At 58.9% G+C, this 19,661-nt stretch carries 21 protein-coding genes and 1 pseudogene; 21 read left to right on the top strand and 1 reads right to left on the bottom strand.

Translation table 11 applies throughout. From position 1 onward, the window contains the following. Positions 1–6 precede the first annotated feature (6 nt). The gene (secF, locus tag CES87_RS16910; protein WP_128607026.1) at positions 7–921 is read left to right on the top strand and encodes a protein translocase subunit SecF; all 915 of its coding nucleotides are present in this window, start codon (positions 7–9) and stop codon (positions 919–921) included. Positions 922–1,041: 120 nt separating this feature from the next. Continuing rightward, positions 1,042–1,593 carry a glycine zipper 2TM domain-containing protein gene (locus CES87_RS16905; RefSeq protein WP_128607025.1) on the top strand — a complete coding sequence of 184 codons (552 nt, stop codon included), beginning with the start codon at positions 1,042–1,044 and terminating at the stop codon, positions 1,591–1,593. A 226-nt stretch (positions 1,594–1,819) separates the two neighbouring features. Here CES87_RS16905 and suhB read toward each other — a convergent pair whose 3' ends face one another. Next, positions 1,820–2,638: an inositol-phosphate phosphatase gene (gene suhB, locus CES87_RS16900; protein ID WP_007982736.1), complete on the bottom strand. Its 819-nt coding sequence runs from the start codon at positions 2,636–2,638 to the stop codon at positions 1,820–1,822. Between the two features lie 145 nt (positions 2,639–2,783). On the opposite strand from suhB, the pseudogene trmJ reads away from it, so the two are divergent. The 19 genes and pseudogenes from trmJ to der all read left to right on the top strand — a co-directional run bounded on the left by trmJ (position 2,784) and on the right by der (position 19,606). Continuing rightward, positions 2,784–3,553 (top strand): annotated as a pseudogene (trmJ, locus tag CES87_RS16895) (tRNA (cytosine(32)/uridine(32)-2'-O)-methyltransferase TrmJ). Positions 3,554–3,555: 2 nt separating this feature from the next. Continuing rightward, positions 3,556–4,332, top strand: a complete 777-nt coding sequence (gene cysE / locus CES87_RS16890; RefSeq protein ID WP_128607082.1) for a serine O-acetyltransferase — start codon at positions 3,556–3,558, stop codon at positions 4,330–4,332. Positions 4,333–4,570: 238 nt separating this feature from the next. Continuing rightward, positions 4,571–5,062, top strand: a complete 492-nt coding sequence (iscR, locus tag CES87_RS16885; RefSeq protein ID WP_007903581.1) for a Fe-S cluster assembly transcriptional regulator IscR — start codon at positions 4,571–4,573, stop codon at positions 5,060–5,062. 50 nt (positions 5,063–5,112) lie between these two features. Then, positions 5,113–6,327, top strand: coding sequence for an IscS subfamily cysteine desulfurase (locus CES87_RS16880; protein WP_128607024.1), 1,215 nt, complete (start codon positions 5,113–5,115; stop codon positions 6,325–6,327). Between the two features lie 83 nt (positions 6,328–6,410). Beyond that, the gene (gene iscU / locus CES87_RS16875) at positions 6,411–6,797 is read left to right on the top strand and encodes a Fe-S cluster assembly scaffold IscU (RefSeq protein WP_007974006.1); all 387 of its coding nucleotides are present in this window, start codon (positions 6,411–6,413) and stop codon (positions 6,795–6,797) included. 34 nt (positions 6,798–6,831) lie between these two features. Further along, the gene (gene iscA / locus CES87_RS16870; protein ID WP_003227904.1) at positions 6,832–7,155 is read left to right on the top strand and encodes an iron-sulfur cluster assembly protein IscA; all 324 of its coding nucleotides are present in this window, start codon (positions 6,832–6,834) and stop codon (positions 7,153–7,155) included. An 8-nt stretch (positions 7,156–7,163) separates the two neighbouring features. After that, positions 7,164–7,685: a co-chaperone HscB gene (gene hscB, locus CES87_RS16865; protein ID WP_128607023.1), complete on the top strand. Its 522-nt coding sequence runs from the start codon at positions 7,164–7,166 to the stop codon at positions 7,683–7,685. Positions 7,686–7,736: 51 nt separating this feature from the next. Further along, positions 7,737–9,599: a Fe-S protein assembly chaperone HscA gene (hscA, locus tag CES87_RS16860; protein WP_128607022.1), complete on the top strand. Its 1,863-nt coding sequence runs from the start codon at positions 7,737–7,739 to the stop codon at positions 9,597–9,599. A gap of 2 nt (positions 9,600–9,601) precedes the next feature. After that, positions 9,602–9,943 (top strand): ISC system 2Fe-2S type ferredoxin, encoded by a 342-nt coding sequence (gene fdx, locus CES87_RS16855; protein ID WP_085715824.1) that lies wholly within the window; start codon positions 9,602–9,604, stop codon positions 9,941–9,943. A 14-nt stretch (positions 9,944–9,957) separates the two neighbouring features. Continuing rightward, positions 9,958–10,158, top strand: coding sequence for a Fe-S cluster assembly protein IscX (iscX, locus tag CES87_RS16850; RefSeq protein ID WP_128607021.1), 201 nt, complete (start codon positions 9,958–9,960; stop codon positions 10,156–10,158). Positions 10,159–10,246: 88 nt separating this feature from the next. Then, entirely contained in the window at positions 10,247–10,672 is a 426-nt protein-coding gene (gene ndk, locus CES87_RS16845; protein WP_007916882.1) for a nucleoside-diphosphate kinase, read from the top strand. A 28-nt stretch (positions 10,673–10,700) separates the two neighbouring features. Then, positions 10,701–11,846 carry a 23S rRNA (adenine(2503)-C(2))-methyltransferase RlmN gene (rlmN, locus tag CES87_RS16840; protein ID WP_128607020.1) on the top strand — a complete coding sequence of 382 codons (1,146 nt, stop codon included), beginning with the start codon at positions 10,701–10,703 and terminating at the stop codon, positions 11,844–11,846. A gap of 16 nt (positions 11,847–11,862) precedes the next feature. Then, a complete protein-coding gene (pilW, locus tag CES87_RS16835) occupies positions 11,863–12,621 on the top strand; it encodes a type IV pilus biogenesis/stability protein PilW (protein WP_128607019.1) in 759 nt (252 codons plus the stop codon). Further along, positions 12,621–13,661 (top strand): RodZ family helix-turn-helix domain-containing protein, encoded by a 1,041-nt coding sequence (locus tag CES87_RS16830; RefSeq protein ID WP_128607018.1) that lies wholly within the window; start codon positions 12,621–12,623, stop codon positions 13,659–13,661. The genes pilW and CES87_RS16830 overlap by 1 nt, the downstream gene beginning before the upstream one ends. A gap of 3 nt (positions 13,662–13,664) precedes the next feature. Continuing rightward, positions 13,665–14,774, top strand: a complete 1,110-nt coding sequence (ispG, locus tag CES87_RS16825) for a flavodoxin-dependent (E)-4-hydroxy-3-methylbut-2-enyl-diphosphate synthase (protein ID WP_128607017.1) — start codon at positions 13,665–13,667, stop codon at positions 14,772–14,774. Positions 14,775–14,811: 37 nt separating this feature from the next. Next, the gene (hisS, locus tag CES87_RS16820) at positions 14,812–16,101 is read left to right on the top strand and encodes a histidine--tRNA ligase (protein ID WP_128607016.1); all 1,290 of its coding nucleotides are present in this window, start codon (positions 14,812–14,814) and stop codon (positions 16,099–16,101) included. Positions 16,102–16,143: 42 nt separating this feature from the next. After that, positions 16,144–16,785: a tetratricopeptide repeat protein gene (locus tag CES87_RS16815; protein WP_128607015.1), complete on the top strand. Its 642-nt coding sequence runs from the start codon at positions 16,144–16,146 to the stop codon at positions 16,783–16,785. Then, a complete protein-coding gene (gene bamB / locus CES87_RS16810; RefSeq protein ID WP_128607014.1) occupies positions 16,778–17,929 on the top strand; it encodes an outer membrane protein assembly factor BamB in 1,152 nt (383 codons plus the stop codon). The genes CES87_RS16815 and bamB overlap by 8 nt, the downstream gene beginning before the upstream one ends. Before the next feature lie 207 nt (positions 17,930–18,136). After that, on the top strand, positions 18,137–19,606 hold the full coding sequence (der, locus tag CES87_RS16800) for a ribosome biogenesis GTPase Der (protein ID WP_128607012.1): 1,470 nt from the start codon (positions 18,137–18,139) through the stop codon (positions 19,604–19,606). Positions 19,607–19,661 lie beyond the last annotated feature (55 nt).

Raw genomic sequence — 19,661 nt, 5'->3', positions numbered from 1 at the left:
GCTGCCATGTTACGTACAATCAACTTCATGGGCGTTCGCAACTTCGCGTTCGGCGTCACATTGTTCCTTACCGCACTGGCAATATTCAGTGTCTTTCATAAGGGCATGAACTGGGGCCTGGACTTCACAGGCGGTACGCTCATCGAGCTGACCTACGAGCGTCCGGCCGATGTGACCAAGGTGCGTGAGCAGCTGGTTTCGTCCGGCTACCACGAAGCCATCGTGCAGAGCTTTGGCGCGACCACCGATTTGCTGGTGCGCATGCCGGGTGAAGATCCGCAACTGGGTCACCAGGTGGCGCAAGCGCTGCTGAAGGTCGGTGGCGATAACCCGGCGACGGTCAAGCGTGTCGAGTTCGTCGGCCCGCAGGTCGGTGAAGAGCTGCGCGACCAGGGCGGCCTCGGCATGCTGATGGCGCTGGGCGGCATCCTGATCTACCTGGCGTTCCGCTTTCAGTGGAAGTTCGCCGTCGGTGCAATCGTGTCCTTGATCCACGACGTGATCGTGACCATCGGTATCCTGTCGTTCTTCCAGATCACCTTCGACCTGACGGTGCTGGCGGCGGTGCTGGCGATCATCGGTTACTCGCTCAACGACACCATCGTGGTATTCGACCGGGTTCGCGAGAACTTCCGCGTACTGCGCAAGGCCAGCCTGATCGAGAACATCAACATCTCGACCACACAGACCCTGCTGCGGACCATCGCGACCTCGGTCTCCACGTTGCTGGCCATTGCGGCACTGCTGTTCTTCGGTGGCGACAACCTGCACGGCTTCTCCCTGGCGCTGTTGGTCGGTGTTCTGGCGGGTACCTATTCGTCGATCTACATCGCCAACGTGGTGTTGATCTGGCTGAGCCTGAGCTCCGAGGATCTGATTCCGCCGGTGGCTACCGAGAAGGAAGTCGACGACCGTCCTTGAAGGAAGCTTCTTCCAGTGATGTAGTCCAAAAAAGGCGCGAGTTGAACTCGCGCCTTTTTTTATGCTCCAAGGCTGGGAGAAGCGCGGGTAGATCCCGCATGTGATGGTCAGGAGGTTCATGTGAACAAGTCGATGCTGGTTGGTGCTGTACTGGGTGCTGTCGGTGTGACTGCCGGGGGCGCTGTGGCCACCTACAGCCTGGTTAAAAAAAGCGGTCCTGAGTTTGCTCAGGTTCTAGCCGTTGAGCCGGTCAAGACACAAATCAAGACTCCACGTGAAGTGTGCAAGGATGTGGCGGTCACCCGGCAAGCGCCGGTGAAAGATCAACACCAGATCGCCGGTACGGTGGTGGGTGCGCTGGCAGGTGGTCTGCTGGGTAACCAGATCGGCGGCGGCACCGGCAAGAAAATTGCCACGGTTGCGGGCGCGGTCGGCGGCGGTTATGCCGGCAACAAGGTTCAGGAGGGCATGCAGGAGCGTGACACCTACACCACGACTCAAACCCGTTGTAATACGGTGAATGACATCAGTGACAAGGTAGTGGGTTACGACGTGCGGTACTCACTGGACGGTAAAGAAGGGAAAGTGCGAATGGATCGCGATCCTGGTAACCAGATCCCGGTGGATAAAGAGGGCAAGTTGATCTTGTCTCAGAACCAGTCGGGTCAATAAGTAGCTCTGGTTAAGATTCGAAAGAAGCACCCTGCGGGGTGCTTTTTTGTGCGCGCTGTATTGGGTGGCACGATTCAACTGTAGGAGCTGGCTTGCCAGCGAAGGCGCTGTGTCAGACACACCGCGTGGCGGCATTCGCCAGCAAGCCGGCTCCTACAGTTTTGTTCGGTGTTAAATCGGAGGCATAAAAAAGCACCCCGAAGGGTGCTTTTAGGTCGCTGTGCGCTTAGCGCTTCAGCGAGGCTGGCAGGTGCGGCTGGATGGCCGTCAGTACTGCCTTGAAGCATTTGGTATTGCCGGCTACGACGTGGCCTTTTTCAAGGAAGTCGTGACCGCCGGTGAAGTCGCTCACCAGGCCGCCTGCTTCCTGAATCAGCAGGGCGCCTGCGGCCATGTCCCACTCGGACAGGCCTGACTCCCAGAATGCGTCGAAACGGCCGGCAGCCACGTAGGCCAGGTCCAGGCTCGCCGACCCGGCGCGGCGGATGCCGGCGGTCTGGCCAACCAGGGCGCGGAACATGCCCAGGTAGTTGTCGAGGTTGTCCATCTGGTCGTCACGGAACGGGAAACCTGTACCCAGCAGGGCGCCGTCCAGGCTGGTGCGGCCGCTGACGCGCAGGCGACGACCGTTCAGCTGAGCGCCGCGACCACGGCTGGCGGTGAATTCTTCCTGGCGAACCGGGTCCAGAACAACAGCGTGTTCCAGGCGACCGCGGTATTTGCAGGCGATGCTGACAGCGAAGTGAGGAATGCCGCGCAAGAAGTTCGTGGTGCCGTCCAGTGGATCAATGATCCACAGGTATTCTTCGCCTTCGATCCCGGTGCCGGCGTGCATGCCGGTTTCTTCACCCATGATCGAGTGGTTCGGGTAAGCCTTGCGCAGCGCGTCGATGATTTTCTGTTCAGCGGCGCGATCCACCTCGGATACGTAATCCTTGGCGTCTTTTTCGTCGACCTTGATGGTATCCAGGCGCTCGATGGAGCGGAAGATCAATTCACTGGCGCTGCGGGCGGCGCGCAGCGCGATATTCAGCATGGGCTGCATGGATGTGTCACCTAAGGTTGTTAAAGAAAGCCGGGCATTCTATCAGAAAGTTTCTACAGGTGAAGGACGACGTTCGCTTTCGTGGCTTAACGGTAGGATGAGCTGTAAGATTCTGCTCCCAATAATGTGTTCGAGAGCGCCTCCCTTGCTGCAAAACATTCGTGTCGTCCTGGTCAATACCAGCCATCCGGGCAATATCGGCGGGGCTGCTCGTGCCATGAAGAACATGGGCCTGTCGCGGTTGGTGCTGGTTGAACCGCGGTTGTTCCCGCATCACGAGGCCGATGCCCGTGCCTCCGGTGCCGGCGACATCCTTGAAAAAGCACAAGTTGTCGCCACCTTGGAAGATGCCTTGGTCGGCTGCAATCTGGTGCTCGGCACCAGCGCCCGCGATCGTCGGATTCCCTGGCCGCTGCTCGATCCTCGCGAATGCGGTACGAAAGTAGTCGAGGAGGCTGGGCAGGGCGCCGAGATAGCTTTGGTGTTCGGTCGTGAAGATTCCGGCCTGACCAATGAAGAGCTGCAGCGATGTCATTATCACGTGCATATCCCATCAGACCCTGAGTTCAGCTCGCTGAACCTTGGGGCGGCGGTGCAGGTGTTGGGTTATGAAGTGCGCATGTCCTGGCTGGCGGCCCAAGGTCAGCCGAGCAAGGTCGAGAAGGAAGAAGTGGCATCGGTCAAAAGCGCTGAGCTGGCGACCATGGATGAGCTGGAGCGATTCTACGAACACCTGGAGCAAACCCTGGTGGCGATTGAATTTCTCGATCCTGAAAAGCCACGGCACTTGATGGCGCGCCTGCGCCGGTTGTACGGACGCAGCTCGGTCAGCCGGGCGGAGATGAATATTTTGCGTGGCATCCTCACGGAAACCCAAAAGCGGCCCGTGGTGAGCTTCTGAAGCGGAAGGATTAATGATGTTCGAGCGTTTGCGTGAAGATATCCAGAGTGTTTTCCATCGTGACCCGGCGGCGCGCAATGCTTTTGAGGTCCTGACCTGCTATCCCGGCATGCATGCCATCTGGATCCATCGTTTGTCTTCGGTGTTGTGGCGTGCGGACCTGAAATGGCTGGCGCGCCTGGTGTCGAACTTCGGTCGCTGGTTGACCGGGATCGAGATTCATCCGGGCGCCAAGGTGGGTCGGCGCTTCTTTATTGACCATGGCATGGGCATCGTGATCGGTGAAACCGCCGAGATCGGCAATGACGTCACCCTGTATCAGGGCGTGACCCTTGGTGGCACCAGCTGGAACAAGGGCAAGCGTCATCCGACCCTTGAAGATGGCGTGGTGGTGGGGGCGGGCGCCAAGGTGTTGGGCCCGTTCATGGTCGGTGCCGGGGCCAAGGTCGGTTCCAATGCGGTGGTCACCAAGGCTGTTCCGGCGGGTGCGACTGTGGTCGGTATTCCGGGGCGGATTATCGTCAAGTCCGATGAGGAGCAGGATGCCAAGCGTAAGGCGATGGCCGAGAAGATCGGCTTCGATGCCTACGGCGTCAGCGAAGACATGCCGGACCCGGTGGCTCGTGCCATCAACCAGCTACTCGACCACTTGCAGGCCGTTGATGGTCGTCTGGAGGGGATGTGCGGGGCGCTGAAGGATCTGGGCAGTAATTACTGTGCCAAGGATCTGCCTGAACTGCGCGAAGAAGACTTCGCCTGCGTGAAGGACAAGGATCAGAGTCAGGCCGGCTAGACCGAGTTGGCTTCTCGCGGGCAAGCCTCGCTCCTACAGGAGCGGCGCGCTCACCGTAGGAGCGAGGCTTGCCCGCGAAGAACGATAACGCGCAATTGCTGGCTGTAACTGGCCAGCCTTTGCTATGATGCTGCCGCTCTTTTGCGGGTAAACCTGACTAAAGTACTAGGTCTTATAGTTGACTTAAATACTCGGGAATTGCATACTCGCCTCATTCCGAACTCCGTGGTAATTGTCCATGCGACTGACTACAAAAGGCCGATACGCCGTGACCGCCATGCTCGATCTGGCGTTGCACGCGCAGCACGGGCCGGTGTCCCTGGCCGATATCTCCGAGCGCCAAGGCATCTCCCTGTCCTATCTCGAACAGCTTTTCGCCAAATTGCGCCGCAGCAATCTGGTGTCCAGCGTCCGTGGTCCAGGCGGCGGCTATCAGCTGTCACGCGACATGCAGGGTATCCAGGTAGCCCAGGTGATCGATGCGGTGAACGAATCGGTCGATGCGACCAAATGCCAGGGCCAGGGTGATTGCCATCAAGGCGACACCTGCCTGACCCACCACTTGTGGTGCGATCTGAGCTTGCAGATTCACGAATTTCTGAGCGGTATCAGCTTGGCTGACCTTGTGACTCGCCGTGAGGTGCAAGAAGTAGCCCAGCGTCAGGATCAACGCCGTTGCAACAGCAAGGCGCCACGCCTGGACAAGATTGAAGCGTCCGCCGTCGAATGACAGCCAGAGAGCTAGCGGCGTGCCAGCCAGCCTGATTTAGGAGATAGTCCATGAAATTGCCGATTTACCTTGATTACTCTGCGACGACCCCGGTTGATCCGCGTGTCGCGCAAAAAATGAGTGAATGCCTGCTGGTCGACGGAAACTTCGGTAACCCGGCGTCCCGTTCCCACGTGTTCGGCTGGAAAGCTGAAGAGTCCGTCGAAAACGCCCGTCGTCAGGTGGCCGATCTGGTCAACGCCGACCCGCGTGAAATCGTCTGGACCTCCGGAGCCACCGAATCGGACAACCTGGCAATCAAGGGTGCGGCACATTTCTATGCCACCAAAGGCAAACACCTGATCACCACCAAGATTGAGCACAAGGCTGTCCTCGACACCATGCGCCAACTGGAGCGTGAAGGTTTTGAAGTCACCTATCTCGAGCCTCGCACTGATGGTCTGGTGACTCCAGAGATGGTCGAAGCTGCCCTGCGCGACGACACCATCCTGGTTTCGGTCATGCACGTGAACAACGAAATCGGCACCATCAACGACATCGCCGCCATCGGCGAGTTGCTCCGTTCCAAGGGCATTCTGTTCCACGTCGACGCCGCTCAGTCCACTGGCAAGGTCGAGATCGACCTGCAGAAGCTGAAAGTCGACCTGATGTCGTTCTCTGCTCACAAGACTTATGGCCCTAAAGGCATCGGCGCCCTGTACGTCAGCCGCAAGCCGCGTGTTCGCATCGAAGCGACCATGCACGGCGGTGGTCACGAGCGTGGCATGCGCTCCGGTACCCTGGCGACCCACCAGATCGTCGGCATCGGTGAAGCGTTCCGCGTGGCCAAGGAAGACATGGCTGCCGAGAACGTGCGCATCAAGGCACTGAGCGACCGTTTCTACAAGCAGGTCGAGCATCTGGAAGAGCTGTACGTCAACGGCAGCATGACCGCCCGCGTTCCGCACAACCTGAACCTGAGCTTCAACTACGTTGAAGGCGAGTCGCTGATCATGGCGCTCAAGGATTTGGCGGTTTCGTCCGGTTCGGCCTGCACCTCGGCATCGCTCGAGCCTTCGTACGTGCTGCGTGCCTTGGGCCGCAACGACGAACTGGCACACAGCTCGATCCGTTTCACCTTCGGCCGCTTCACCACCGAAGAAGAAATCGACTACGCCGCGCAGAAAGTCTGCGAGGCCGTTACCAAGCTGCGCGCTCTGTCGCCGCTGTGGGACATGTACAAAGACGGTGTCGACATTTCGAAAATCGAGTGGGCGGCACACTGATTTCAAGTCGCCGCGAACCAGCCCCGGGGACTCAGGTTCCGGGGCCTAAAGAGCGACTCTCTGATGAGTGAGGAATAAGCATCATGGCTTACAGCGAAAAGGTCATCGACCACTACGAAAACCCGCGTAACGTCGGCAAGATGGACGCGGAAGATCCTGATGTCGGCACCGGCATGGTCGGCGCTCCGGCTTGCGGCGACGTCATGCGCCTGCAGATCAAGGTCAACGACGCCGGCATCATTGAAGATGCCAAGTTCAAGACCTATGGCTGCGGTTCCGCCATCGCTTCCAGTTCCCTGGCCACCGAGTGGATGAAGGGCAAGACGCTGGACGAGGCAGAAACCATCAAGAACACTCAGCTGGCTGAAGAACTGGCCCTGCCGCCAGTGAAAATTCACTGCTCCGTGCTCGCTGAAGACGCCATCAAGGCGGCCGTTCGCGACTACAAGCAGAAGAAAGGCTTGATCTGAATTTCAGGATTTGGCGACGAGTAAGGAGTCACCGATGGCTATCAGCATGACAGAAGCAGCTGCTCGACACGTGCGACGCTCCCTCGACGGGCGCGGCAAAGGTGAGGGGATTCGTCTGGGTGTTCGCACCACGGGCTGCTCCGGCCTTGCCTACGTGCTGGAGTTTGTCGACGAGGTGGTTGCAGAGGATCAGGTGTTCGAAAGTCACGGCGAAAAAGTGATCATCGACCCGAAAAGCCTGGCCTACCTGGACGGTACCGAGCTCGATTTCGTGAAGGAAGGGTTGAACGAAGGCTTCAAGTTCAATAACCCTAACGTGCGCGGTGAGTGTGGCTGCGGCGAAAGCTTCAACATCTGAGGCTACTCGTGGGTAATCCTTGTCATTTCGCTTTATTTGAGCTGCAACCGAGCTTCAATCTGGACCTCGATCAGCTGGCTACGCGCTACCGTGAGTTGGCGCGCAGTGTTCATCCGGACCGCTTTGCTGACGCTTCCGAGCGCGAGCAGCGGCTGGCGCTAGAGCAGTCCGCGAGCCTCAACGAGGCCTACCAGACGCTCAAGAATCCCCCCAAGCGCGCGCGTTACTTGCTCGCCTTGAGTGGTGGTGAGCTGCCGCTGGAGGTCACGGTGCATGATCCGGAATTTCTTCTGCAGCAGATGGAGTTGCGCGAAGAGCTCGAAGACCTGCAGGACAGCGCCGACTTGTCGGGTGTTGCCGCGTTCAAGCGCCGCCTGAAAGCTGCCCAGGATGAACTGAACCAAAGCTTCGCAGCTTGCTGGAACGATGCCACGCACCGTGAACGGGCTGAACGCCTGATGCGGCGCATGCAGTTCCTCGACAAGCTCACCTACGAAGTGCGCCAGTTAGAAGAGCGCCTCGACGATTAACCCAGTGCCGCTCCGGTCGCACGCCTGATATACAGATAAGACCTGATAACGATGGCCCTACTGCAGATCGCCGAACCCGGCCAAAGTCCTCAACCGCACCAGCGTCGCCTGGCTGTGGGAATCGACTTGGGCACTACCAATTCGCTGGTCGCTGCATTGCGCAGTGGTCTTTCCGAGCCTCTGGCCGACGCGCAAGGGCAGGTCATTCTGCCGTCTGCCGTGCGTTATCACGCCGATCGCGTCGAGGTCGGCGAGTCGGCCAAACTGGCTGCCGCCACCGATCCTTTGAACACTGTGCTGTCGGTCAAGCGCTTGATGGGTCGTGGTCTGTCCGACGTCAAGCAATTGGGCGACCAACTGCCGTACCGCTTTGTCGGTGGCGAATCGCACATGCCGTTCATCGACACGATCCAGGGCCCGAAAAGTCCGGTTGAAGTCTCGGCGGATATCCTCAAGGTCCTGCGCCAGCGTGCCGAAGCCACCCTGGGTGGTGAGCTGGTGGGCGCGGTGATCACCGTTCCGGCCTATTTCGACGACGCTCAGCGTCAAGCCACCAAGGATGCGGCCAAGCTGGCCGGTCTCAACGTGCTGCGTTTGCTCAATGAGCCGACCGCGGCGGCGGTCGCTTATGGTCTGGATCAGCACGCCGAAGGCCTGGTCGCTATTTATGATCTGGGTGGCGGCACCTTCGATATCTCGATTTTGCGCCTGACCGGCGGTGTCTTCGAAGTACTGGCCACTGGTGGCGACAGTGCCTTGGGCGGCGATGACTTCGATCACGCGATCGCTGGCTGGATCATCGAGAGCGCCGGTTTGTCTGCCGACCTCGATCCGGGTGCGCAACGCAACTTGCTGCAAACCGCTTGTGCGGCCAAAGAGGCGTTGACCAATGCCGTGGCCGTAGAAGTCGCTTACGGTGACTGGAAAGCCGAACTGACCCGCGAAGCCTTCAATGCGCTGATCGAGCCGATGGTCGCTCGCAGCCTGAAGGCTTGCCGTCGCGCTGTTCGTGACTCTGGTGTCGAGCTCGAAGAAGTGCACGCGGTGGTCATGGTCGGTGGTTCGACTCGCGTCCCGCGCGTTCGCGAAGCCGTCGCCGAAGCCTTCGGTCGTCAACCGCTGACCGAAATCGATCCGGATCAAGTGGTGGCTATCGGTGCTGCGATCCAGGCCGACACCCTGGCTGGCAACAAGCGTGACGGCGATGAATTGCTGCTGCTCGATGTGATTCCGTTGTCCCTGGGTCTGGAAACCATGGGCGGCCTGATGGAGAAGGTGATCCCGCGCAACACCACCATCCCTGTTGCCCGCGCCCAGGACTTCACCACCTATAAAGACGGCCAGTCGGCCATGGCGATTCACGTGCTGCAGGGTGAGCGCGAGCTGATCAGTGACTGTCGCTCCCTGGCGCGTTTCGAATTGCGTGGTATTCCGGCGATGGTTGCGGGTGCGGCGAAGATTCGTGTGACCTTCCAGGTTGATGCCGACGGTCTGCTGAGCGTTTCCGCTCGCGAGCTGGGTTCGGGCATTGAAGCCAGCATCCAGGTCAAGCCGTCCTACGGTCTGACCGACGGCGAAATCGCCAAGATGCTCAAGGATTCGTTCCAGCATGCCAATGACGACAAGGTTGCCCGCGTGCTGCGTGAGCAGCAGGTCGATGCCCAGCGTCTGATCGAGGCGGTGCAGGCTGCTTTGGAGGCCGACGGCGACCGTCTGCTTGATGCTGATGAGCGCATGGTCATCGACATGCAGGTGCAGGAACTGACCGAACTGATGAAAGGTACTGATGGTTACGCCATCGAGCAGCAGACCAAGCGTCTGTCGCAAGTGACCGATGCCTTTGCTGCCCGCCGCCTGGATTCGACGGTGAAAGCCGCGCTGGCGGGGCGCAACCTGAATGAGATTGAGGAATAACGATGCCGCAGGTCATTTTTCTGCCACACGAAAAGTTTTGCCCGGAAGGCATGGTCGTGGAGGCTGAGACCGGTACGTCCATCCTCGAGCTCGCCCATGAGCACCATATCGAGATGGAAAGTGCCTGTGGCGGCGTCTGCGCCTGCACCACCTGTCACTGCATCATCCGCGAGGGTTTTGACTCGCTGGAAGAGGCCGACGAGCTGGAAGAAGACTATCTTGACAAGGCTTGGGGGCTGGAGGCTCAGTCGCGCCTGGGTTGTCAGGCCAAAGTCGGGACTGAAGACCTGACCGTCGAAATTCCGAAATACTCGCTCAACCACGCAGCCGAAGCGCCGCACTGATTCAAGGAATTGTCATGAGTCTCAAGTGGACTGATGTGCTGGAAATCGCAATCCAGCTGGCTGAAAGCAAGCCCGATGTAGATCCTATGTCGGTCAACTTCGTCGATCTGCGCAAATGGGTACTGGAATTGCCCGAGTTCGACGACATGCCTGAACATTGTGGCGAAAAGATCCTGGAGGCCATTCAGTCCCACTGGATCGAAGAACGCGACTGAGCCACGCTGCAGGTTAGGCAATACCCAAGAACCCGCGTATAATTCGCGGGTTTAATTTTTCGCAAATTACCGTTTCTGGAGTTACACCATGGCTGTTCAACGTACTTTCTCCATCATCAAGCCTGACGCAGTTGCAAAAAACGTTATCGGCGAGATCACCACTCGTTTCGAAAAAGCTGGCCTGCGCGTTGTAGCTTCGAAACTGAAGCAACTGTCCAAAGCTGAAGCTGAAGGCTTCTACGCTGAGCACAGCGCTCGTGGTTTCTTCGGCGACCTGGTTGCTTTCATGATCTCCGGTCCGGTTGTCGTTCAGGTTCTGGAAGGCGAAAACGCTATCGCTCTGAACCGTGAGCTGATGGGCGCTACCAACCCTAAAGAAGCTGCTGCCGGCACCATCCGCGCTGACTTCGCTGATTCCATCGACGCCAACGCTGTACACGGTTCGGACTCCGAAGCCGCTGCCGCTCGCGAAATCTCGTACTTCTTCGCAGCTACTGAAGTAACCACTCGCTAAGCATTGGCTTAAGAGTGAAGGTGAATCCATGACTACATCGACTGTAAAAACTAACCTGCTGGGTCTGACTCAACAGGAAATGGAAAAATTCTTCGACTCAATCGGGGAGAAGCGTTTCCGTGCCGGTCAGGTAATGAAATGGATTCACCACTTTGGCGTCGATGATTTCGACGCCATGTCGAACGTCAGCAAGGCCTTGCGCGAAAAGCTCAAGGCTATTGCTGAGGTCCGAGGTCCCGAAGTTGTCAGCGAGGACATCTCCACCGACGGCACCCGCAAGTGGGTGGTGCGCGTGGCGTCCGGCAGCTGCGTCGAGACCGTGTACATTCCCCAGGGCAAACGCGGCACCTTGTGCGTTTCGTCCCAGGCAGGCTGTGCCCTGGATTGCAGTTTCTGCTCCACCGGCAAGCAAGGCTTCAATAGCAACCTCACCGCCGCCGAAGTCATTGGCCAGGTGTGGATTGCCAACAAATCCTTTGGCAGCGTCCCGGCAACCGTCGACCGTGCCATCACCAACGTGGTGATGATGGGCATGGGTGAGCCGCTGCTGAACTTCGACAACGTCATTGCCGCCATGCATCTGATGATGGATGACCTGGGCTACGGCATTTCCAAGCGCCGCGTGACCCTGTCCACCTCTGGCGTGGTGCCGATGATCGATGAGCTGTCCAAGCACATCGACGTTTCGCTGGCGTTGTCCCTGCACGCACCGAACGACGCATTGCGTAACCAATTGGTGCCGATCAACAAGAAGTATCCGCTTAAGATGCTGCTCGAGTCGTGCCAGCGCTACATGTCGTCCCTGGGCGAAAAGCGCGTGCTGACTATCGAGTACACCTTGCTCAAAGACGTGAACGACAAGGTCGAACACGCGGTAGAAATGATCGAGTTGCTCAAGAATATCCCGTGCAAGATCAACCTGATTCCGTTCAACCCGTTCCCGCACTCCGGGTACGAGCGGCCAAGCAACAACGCCATTCGTCGGTTCCAGGATCAGCTTCATCATGCGGGTTTCAATGTCACTGTCCGCACCACCCGTGGTGAAGACATCGATGCAGCCTGTGGTCAACTGGTAGGGCAGGTGCTGGATCGCACCCGTCGCAGCGAACGTTATATCGCCGTGCGTGAACTGAACGCCGACAACGATACGGCACAGACCGCTGCGAACAAATAATCAAGAGAGGATCTCTATGTCCCTGCGCTTTGCGCTGCTTTTGTTATTGGCCAGCCTGTGTGGTGGCTGTGTTCTTTCGGGTGATTACAACCCCATGAAGACCAGCAAGGGCCGAGACGAAGCGCGTGACGCGTATGTGCAGCTTGGTATCGGTTATCTGCAACAGGGCATGACCGAGCGTGCAAAAGTGCCGTTGAAGAAGGCGCTGGACCTGGATAATGCGGACCCGGACGCCAACGCGGCACTGGGGCTGGTTTTCCAGGCCGAGGCGGAGCCGGAACTGGCCGACCAGCATTTTCGCAAGGCGCTGTCTTCCCGTCCTGCCGATGCACGAATCCTCAACAACTATGGCAGTTTTCTTTTCGAGCAAAAACGTTACAAGGAAGCCTACGAGCGCTTCGAACAGGCCGCCACCGATACCCTGTATCCTGAGCGTTCGCGAGTGTTCGAGAACCTGGGCGTGACCGCTTCGATGCTAGGCCGGCGCGACCTGGCCCAGCAGCAACTGGAAAAAGCCCTGCGTTTGAATCGCCAGCAACCACGTGCATTGCTGGAAATGGCTGAGTTGTCTTACGAAGACAGGCATTATGTGCCCGCGCGTGACTACTACGATCGTTTTAGCCTGCTCACCGAGCAAAATGCACGTAGTCTATTGCTCGGCGTTCGGCTGGCAAAAGTGTTTGAAGATCGCGACAAGGCCGCCAGTGTTGGCCTGCAATTAAAACGACTCTATCCCGGTACACCGGAATATCAGCAATACCTGTCGGAGCAATGATGAAAGCGGCGCATCCCGAAGTTGTAGCAGCGAATCGCGTTAACCCCGGTGAGACCTTGCGCCAGGCCCGCGAGAGCAATGGCTGGTCGCTGGCCGAAGTGGCCCTCAAGCTCAACCTCACCGTCAACTCCCTGAGTAACCTGGAAGCCGGCGAATTCGACAAGCTGCCTGGGCATACCTTCGCTCGCGGCTATATTCGCGCCTATGCCAAATTGCTCGGCATGGACCAGGCCGTTTTGGTCCAGCAGTTCGACCAATCCACCGGCACCGACTCCCAGGGCAGCAGCGTTCATAGCCTGGGTCGTATCGAAGAGCCGGTCCGGGTTTCCCACACTATCTTGCGTATTGTCAGCCTGTTGTTGCTGGTTGCGGTGATTGGCGGTGGTTTTGTCTGGTGGCAGGATCAAACTTCGCTGCGCAACAAGGATTTGATCAGCCTGAGCCCCGAACACGTTGAGGTCGAAGGTGCCGACGGCACTACCCAAATTCATCCGCTGGACGAGCCGGAAGACCAGGCTGTCGCGGAAGGTCAGACTGACAATTCAACCGCACTGGCGTTGCCGCAGGCTGAGACTTCGGCTGAAGCGCCTGTTGAAGCTCAAGCGGCTGCACCAGCAGCAGTTACTGCGCCAGCGCCGGCTGCACCGGTGCGCAGCACTGCTCCGGTGGTCGCGACGCCTGCCTCTCCGGCCCCTGCTGTTCCTGCCGTACCGGCGCCGACTGTGACCGTACCGATTGCTCCGACCGTTGCTGCGTCAGCCGCTGCAGCGCCAGCTCCGGCTGCTGCTCCGGTTGCCGGCCAGGGCAAGGTACAACTGCAATTCACCGCCGATTGCTGGACGCAAGTGAGCGATGGCAGCGGCAAGGTGCTGTTCAGTGGTCTCAAGCGTAAAGGCGATAGCCTTTCTGTCAGCGGCAAGCCGCCGTTTGCCGTACGCCTGGGCTTCGCCCGTGGCGCGCAGGTCAGTTACAACGGCCAGGCGGTTGACGTTGCTCCGTTCACCAGTGGCGAGACTGCTCGCCTGAAGTTGGGTCAATAAGTCATGCATGGCGAATCTCCAATCAAACGTCGCGAATCGCGCAAGATCTGGGTCGGTAACGTGCCTGTTGGCGGCGATGCGCCTATCGCTGTGCAGAGCATGACCAACAGCGACACCAATGATGTCGCTGCCACCGTTGCGCAGATCAATCGTCTGGAAGCGGCCGGCGTCGATATCGTGCGGATTTCCGTGCCGGACATGGACGCCGCCGAGGCTTTCGGCAAGATCAAGCAACTGGTCAAGGTGCCATTGGTTGCCGATATCCATTTCGACTACCGGATTGCATTGCGCGTGGCAGAACTGGGTGTCGACTGCCTGCGGATCAACCCGGGCAACATCGGTCGTGAAGATCGCGTACGCGCCGTGGTCGATGCCGCCCGTGATCGCGGGATTCCGATTCGCATCGGTGTTAACGCCGGCTCCCTGGAAAAAGACCTGCAAAAGAAATACGGCGAGCCAACCCCGGCCGCGCTGGTCGAATCGGCCCTGCGTCACGTCGAGCACCTTGAGCGTCTGAACTTCCAGGATTTCAAGGTCAGCGTGAAAGCCTCCGACGTGTTCATGGCCGTCGAGGCCTATCGCTTGCTGGCCAAGGAAATCGTCCAGCCGCTGCACCTGGGCATCACCGAAGCCGGTGGTTTGCGTTCAGGCACAGTGAAATCCGCCGTGGGCCTCGGTATGCTGCTTGCCGAAGGGATTGGCGATACTATTCGCATCTCGTTGGCGGCCGACCCGGTTGAGGAAGTGAAAGTCGGCTACGACATTCTCAAGTCCCTGCACCTGCGTTCCCGTGGTATCAACTTCATCGCCTGCCCGAGCTGCTCGCGGCAGAACTTCGATGTGGTCAAGACCATGAACGAGCTGGAAGGGCGCCTCGAAGACCTGCTGGTGCCGCTGGATGTTGCGGTCATCGGTTGCGTGGTCAACGGACCGGGTGAAGCCAAGGAAGCCCATGTCGGTTTGACCGGCGGTACACCCAACCTGATTTACATCGACGGCAAGCCGTCGCAGAAACTGACGAATGACAATCTGGTGGATGAGCTCGAACGCTTGATCCGCCAGAAAGCGGCCGAAAAGGTCGAAGCTGACGCTGCCGTCATTGCGCGTGGCTGAGCCTGACTAAAGAGCCGAACGAATTTAAGGATTTATAGTGAGCAAGTCTCTGCAAGCCATTCGTGGCATGAACGACATCCTGCCCGAACAGACTCCGCTGTGGCGTCATTTCGAAGGCACCGTTTCGCGACTGCTGGATAACTACGGTTACAAGCAGATCCGTATGCCGATCGTCGAGTTTACCGAGCTGTTCAAACGCTCCATCGGTGAAGTGACCGACATCGTCGAAAAAGAGATGTATACCTTCGACGACCGCAACGGCGACTCCCTGACCTTGCGCCCTGAAGGCACCGCGGCCTGCGTGCGTGCTGTGCTTGAGCACGGCATCACCGGCGGTGGCCAGGTACAGAAGCTCTGGTACATCGGCCCGATGTTCCGCCACGAGCGTCCGCAGAAAGGCCGTTACCGCCAGTTCCACCAGATCGGTGTCGAGGTGTTCAACCTTGACGGTCCGGACATTGATGCCGAGTTGATCGTGCTGACCTGGCGCCTGTGGGGCGAGCTGGGCATCCGTGATGCAGTCAAGCTCGAGCTCAACAGCCTGGGGACCAGCGAGTCCCGAGGCCGTTATCGCGAAGCGCTGGTCGAGTTCCTGTCCGGACATCTGGACAAGCTGGACGAAGACAGCCAGCGTCGCCTGAAAACAAACCCTTTGCGGGTCCTGGACACCAAGAACGCCGATACGCAGGCGATTCTGGTCGATGCGCCGAAAATGGCCGACTACCTCGACGAAGAATCCCGCGTGCACTTCGAGGGCCTCAAGGCTCGTCTGGACGCCGCCGGCATTCCTTACGTGATCAACCCGAAGCTGGTTCGCGGGCTGGATTACTACAGCAAGACCGTTTTCGAATGGGTCACCGACAAACTGGGCGCCCAGGGCACCGTGTGTGCCGGTGGTCGCTACGACGGCCTGGTCGAGCAGATGGGCGGCAAGCCGACTGCGGGTGTCGGTTTCGCCATGGGCATTGAGCGCCTGGTCCTGCTGCTGGAAACCCTGGAGCAGATTCCGCAAGAGATCTCCCGTCAGGTCGACGTCTACCTCTGCGCCTTCGGTGAACAAGCCGAGCTGGCCGGCCTGACACTGGCCGAGCGTGTGCGTGACCAGTTGCCCAACCTGCGCCTGCAAGTGAATGCCGGCGGCGGCAGCTTCAAGAGCCAGTTCAAGAAAGCCGACAAGAGCGGTGCATTGTATGCACTGATCCTCGGTGACGACGAGATGGCCCAGCAAGTGGTAGGTTTCAAACCCCTGCGTGGCCAGGGCGAACAACAAAGCATTGCCTGGGATGCGCTTGCTGCACACCTGGCCACCTGCGTCGTGCAGGGTTGAAGCTGTCATAAACAGCCGATTTAGCGATTGAGGAGTATTGGGGTGTCGAGTACCGAAGACGAACATCTGGCGGATTTGAAGGACTGGTGGTCACGCAACGGCAAGCCCCTGGTCACTGGCGGCCTGTTGGCGCTGGTCATCGTGTTCGGCTGGCAAGCCTTTCACAAGTATCAGAGCAATCAGTCGCAAGGCGCCTCGATGCTCTATCAGCAATTGCTGGAAACCACGCTGACGCCTGACGGCAAGCCTGATGCCGCCCGTGTTTCGGACCTGGCAGCCAAGCTCAACAGCGAGTTTGGCGGCAGCGCCTATGCGCAATACGGCAGCCTGTTCGTGGCGAAAGTCGCCGTCGACAGCGGCAAGCTGGATGACGCAGCCAGCGAGCTGAAAGCCATCGTTGCCAAACCGTCCAACCCAGCCCTGGGCGAAATCGCCCGTCAGCGCCTGGCGCAGGTGCTGGCCGCGCAGAACAAGGTCGATGAAGCCCTGAAACTGCTCGAAGGCGATGCCGACAAGGCGTTCATGGCCACTCGCGAAGAGCTCAAGGGCGACCTGCTGGTACAGCTGGGACGTACCGACGAAGCGCACGCGGCTTATCAAAAAGCCAAGGCGGCACTGTCGGATGAAGCGGCGGTCGGTGGCCTACAAATCAAGCTGGACGACCTGGCCAAAGGGGATGCGTGACGTGATCCGTTGGAAACATGCAGCATTGCTGGCTCTGGCCATTTTGGCCGCGGGTTGCAGCAGCAACAGCAAGAAAGAACTGCCACCGGCCGAGTTGACCGATTTCAAGGAAGAAGTGGTTCTGCATAAACAGTGGAGTCGTTCGATCGGTGACGGTCAGGGCGAAACCTACAACATGCTGGTTCCTGCCATTGATGGCGACACCATCTACGCCGCCGACGTGACTGGTGTTGTGGTGGCGATGGATCGCAGCAACGGCGACGTCAAGTGGAAGAAAGATCTCAAGCTGCCTGTTTCCGGTGCCGTTGGCGTTGGTTACGGTCTGCTGACGATCGGTACGCTCAAGGGTGAAATCGTTGCCCTGGACGCCATCAACGGTGAAGAGAAATGGCGCGCTCGCGTGTCCAGCGAAGTCCTCGCACCACCGGCCAACAACGGTGATGTGGTTGTGGTTCAGACCCAGGACGATCGTCTGATCGGTCTGGACGCCGCGACCGGCAGCCAGCGTTGGTTGTATGACAGCACACCTGCAGTACTGACCCTGCGCGGCACCAGTGCGCCGATCGTCACCAACCGCCTGGCGGTGGCTGGCCTGTCGACCGGTAAAGTGGTCGCTCTCGACATTTCCAACGGCGTGCCGGTGTGGGAACAGCGTGTAGCGATTCCGCAAGGTCGTTCGGAGCTGGAGCGCGTGGTCGACATCGACGGTGGCCTGCTGCTGTCTGGCGAGACGATTTATGTCGCGAGCTATCAGGGTCGCGTTGCGGCACTGGACCTGCAAAGCGGTCGTCAGCTGTGGCAGCGTGATGCTTCCAGCTACGCCGGTGTAGCCCAGGGTTTCGGCAGTGTCTACGTGAGCCTGTCTTCGGGCACCGTTGAAGGCGTCGACGAGCGTTCCACCACAGCTTTGTGGAGCAACGATTCGCTGGCCCGCCGTCAACTGTCGGCGCCGGAAGTGTTCTCCAGCTACGTTGCAGTCGGTGACCTGGAAGGTTACCTGCACTTGCTGAGTCAGGTGGACGGTCGTTTCGTCGGCCGCGAACGCATCGACAGCGACGGCCTGCGTGCCCGTCCGCTGGTGGTGGGTGACACGATTTATGTATATGGCAACAGCGGCAAACTGGAAGCCCTGACCATTAAGTAATGACTATGCTTGGGGTATGACTGTAGGAGCGAGCATGCTCGCGATGGGCGTCAACGATGACGTTGGCTCCCTGGATAAACGCGGTGTCCATACGTTTATCGCGAGCAGGGCTCGCTCCCACAAATACGTGCCCAGGGTGGTCCCGAGCACCAGCCGCTGCCTCGCAGCGGCTTTTGTATTTTCTGAAATAACGAAGTGGAGAGCCGCATGGTTCCCGTAATCGCCCTGGTGGGCCGACCGAACGTCGGCAAGTCCACCTTGTTCAACCGCCTGACCAGGACTCGTGACGCCATCGTCGGCGACTTGTCCGGTCTGACCCGTGATCGCCAGTACGGTGAGGCCAAGTGGCAAGGGCGTTCCTACATTCTGGTCGACACCGGCGGTATCTCCGGTGACGAGCATGGTATGGACGAAAAAATGGCCGAGCAGTCGCTGCTGGCCATTGAAGAAGCGGATGTAGTGCTGTTCCTGGTAGATGCCAAGGCCGGTTTCACCGCCGCCGACCAGATGATCGCCGAGCATTTGCGCAAACGTAACAAGCGTTCTTATGTGGTTGCCAACAAGGTCGACAACATCGACCCTGAAATGGCCCGCGCCGAATTCGCCCCATTGGGCATGGGCCACGCGATCCCGATCGCCGGTGCTCACGGTCGTGGCATCACCCAGATGCTGGAAATCGCCCTGAGCGAATTCCCTAAAGACGAAGAAGAGCCGGAAGAAGGCGAGGAAGAGGACGTTGCCGAAGGCGAGGAAGCCAAGCGCATTCCTGGTCCAAGCGAAAAAGACGGGATCAAGATCGCGATCATCGGACGTCCGAACGTCGGTAAGTCGACCCTGGTCAACCGTATGCTCGGTGAAGACCGGGTAATCGTTTATGACCAGCCCGGCACCACCCGCGACAGTATCTACATCCCGTTCGAGCGTAACGACGAGAAGTACACGCTGATCGACACCGCCGGTGTGCGCAAGCGCGGCAAGATCCACGAAGAAGTCGAAAAGTTCTCCGTGGTCAAAACCCTGCAAGCCATCAAAGACGCCAACGTGGTGATCTTCGTGATGGACGCTCGCGAAGGCGTGGTAGACCATGACCTCAACCTGCTGGGCTTCGCCATTGAATCGGGCCGTGCGCTGGTCATCGCGATCAACAAATGGGATGGCATGACCCCAAGCGAGCGCGACTTCGTGAAGGTCGAGCTGCAACGTCGACTGTTCTTCGTCGACTACGCCGACATCCACTTCATCTCGGCGCTGCATGGTACAGGTGTGGGTAACCTCTACGCTTCGGTGCAGAACTCGTTCAAGTCTGCGGTCACCCGCTGGCCGACCAACCGCCTGACCCAGATTCTGGAAGACGCGGTCGGTGAGCACGCGCCACCGATGGTCAATAACCGTCGGATCAAGCTGCGTTATGCCCACCTGGGTGGCGCGAACCCGCCGATCATCGTGATTCACGGTAACCAGATCGAGAAGGTGCCGAAGTCTTACGTTCGTTACCTGGAAAACACCTATCGCCGTGTTTTGAAGCTGGTCGGTACGCCGATCCGCATCGAGTTCAAGGGCGGCGAGAACCCGTACGAAGGCAACAAGAACTCGCTCACCGACCGTCAGGTCAACAAGAAGCGTCGCATGATGTCGCACCACAAAAAGGCCGACAAAAAGCGCCGCGATAAGCGCTGATTGTTGGTTAAGCGCGACCCCTGTGGGAGCGTGGCTTGCCCGCGAAGAACGATAA

Origin of the sequence: Pseudomonas sp. ERMR1:02 (genome assembly GCF_002277815.1) — a bacterium.
Classification (GTDB): domain Bacteria; phylum Pseudomonadota; class Gammaproteobacteria; order Pseudomonadales; family Pseudomonadaceae; genus Aquipseudomonas.
The sequence above is the reverse complement of the archived record's forward strand: the minus strand, read 5'-3'. Positions and strand labels throughout refer to the sequence as shown.

What these genes read in the sequence shown, in the direction of transcription:
- secF (WP_128607026.1), top strand. Translation starts at nt 7, where the DNA reads ATGTTACGTACAATCAACTTCATGGGCGTTCGCAACTTCGCGTTCGGC.
- suhB (WP_007982736.1), bottom strand. Translation starts at nt 2,638, where the DNA reads ATGCAGCCCATGCTGAATATCGCGCTGCGCGCCGCCCGCAGCGCCAGT.
- cysE (WP_128607082.1), top strand. Translation starts at nt 3,556, where the DNA reads ATGTTCGAGCGTTTGCGTGAAGATATCCAGAGTGTTTTCCATCGTGAC.
- iscR (WP_007903581.1), top strand. Translation starts at nt 4,571, where the DNA reads ATGCGACTGACTACAAAAGGCCGATACGCCGTGACCGCCATGCTCGAT.
- CES87_RS16880 (WP_128607024.1), top strand. Translation starts at nt 5,113, where the DNA reads ATGAAATTGCCGATTTACCTTGATTACTCTGCGACGACCCCGGTTGAT.
- iscU (WP_007974006.1), top strand. Translation starts at nt 6,411, where the DNA reads ATGGCTTACAGCGAAAAGGTCATCGACCACTACGAAAACCCGCGTAAC.
- iscA (WP_003227904.1), top strand. Translation starts at nt 6,832, where the DNA reads ATGGCTATCAGCATGACAGAAGCAGCTGCTCGACACGTGCGACGCTCC.
- hscA (WP_128607022.1), top strand. Translation starts at nt 7,737, where the DNA reads ATGGCCCTACTGCAGATCGCCGAACCCGGCCAAAGTCCTCAACCGCAC.
- fdx (WP_085715824.1), top strand. Translation starts at nt 9,602, where the DNA reads ATGCCGCAGGTCATTTTTCTGCCACACGAAAAGTTTTGCCCGGAAGGC.
- iscX (WP_128607021.1), top strand. Translation starts at nt 9,958, where the DNA reads ATGAGTCTCAAGTGGACTGATGTGCTGGAAATCGCAATCCAGCTGGCT.
- ndk (WP_007916882.1), top strand. Translation starts at nt 10,247, where the DNA reads ATGGCTGTTCAACGTACTTTCTCCATCATCAAGCCTGACGCAGTTGCA.
- rlmN (WP_128607020.1), top strand. Translation starts at nt 10,701, where the DNA reads ATGACTACATCGACTGTAAAAACTAACCTGCTGGGTCTGACTCAACAG.
- pilW (WP_128607019.1), top strand. Translation starts at nt 11,863, where the DNA reads ATGTCCCTGCGCTTTGCGCTGCTTTTGTTATTGGCCAGCCTGTGTGGT.
- CES87_RS16830 (WP_128607018.1), top strand. Translation starts at nt 12,621, where the DNA reads ATGAAAGCGGCGCATCCCGAAGTTGTAGCAGCGAATCGCGTTAACCCC.
- ispG (WP_128607017.1), top strand. Translation starts at nt 13,665, where the DNA reads ATGCATGGCGAATCTCCAATCAAACGTCGCGAATCGCGCAAGATCTGG.
- bamB (WP_128607014.1), top strand. Translation starts at nt 16,778, where the DNA reads ATGCGTGACGTGATCCGTTGGAAACATGCAGCATTGCTGGCTCTGGCC.
- der (WP_128607012.1), top strand. Translation starts at nt 18,137, where the DNA reads ATGGTTCCCGTAATCGCCCTGGTGGGCCGACCGAACGTCGGCAAGTCC.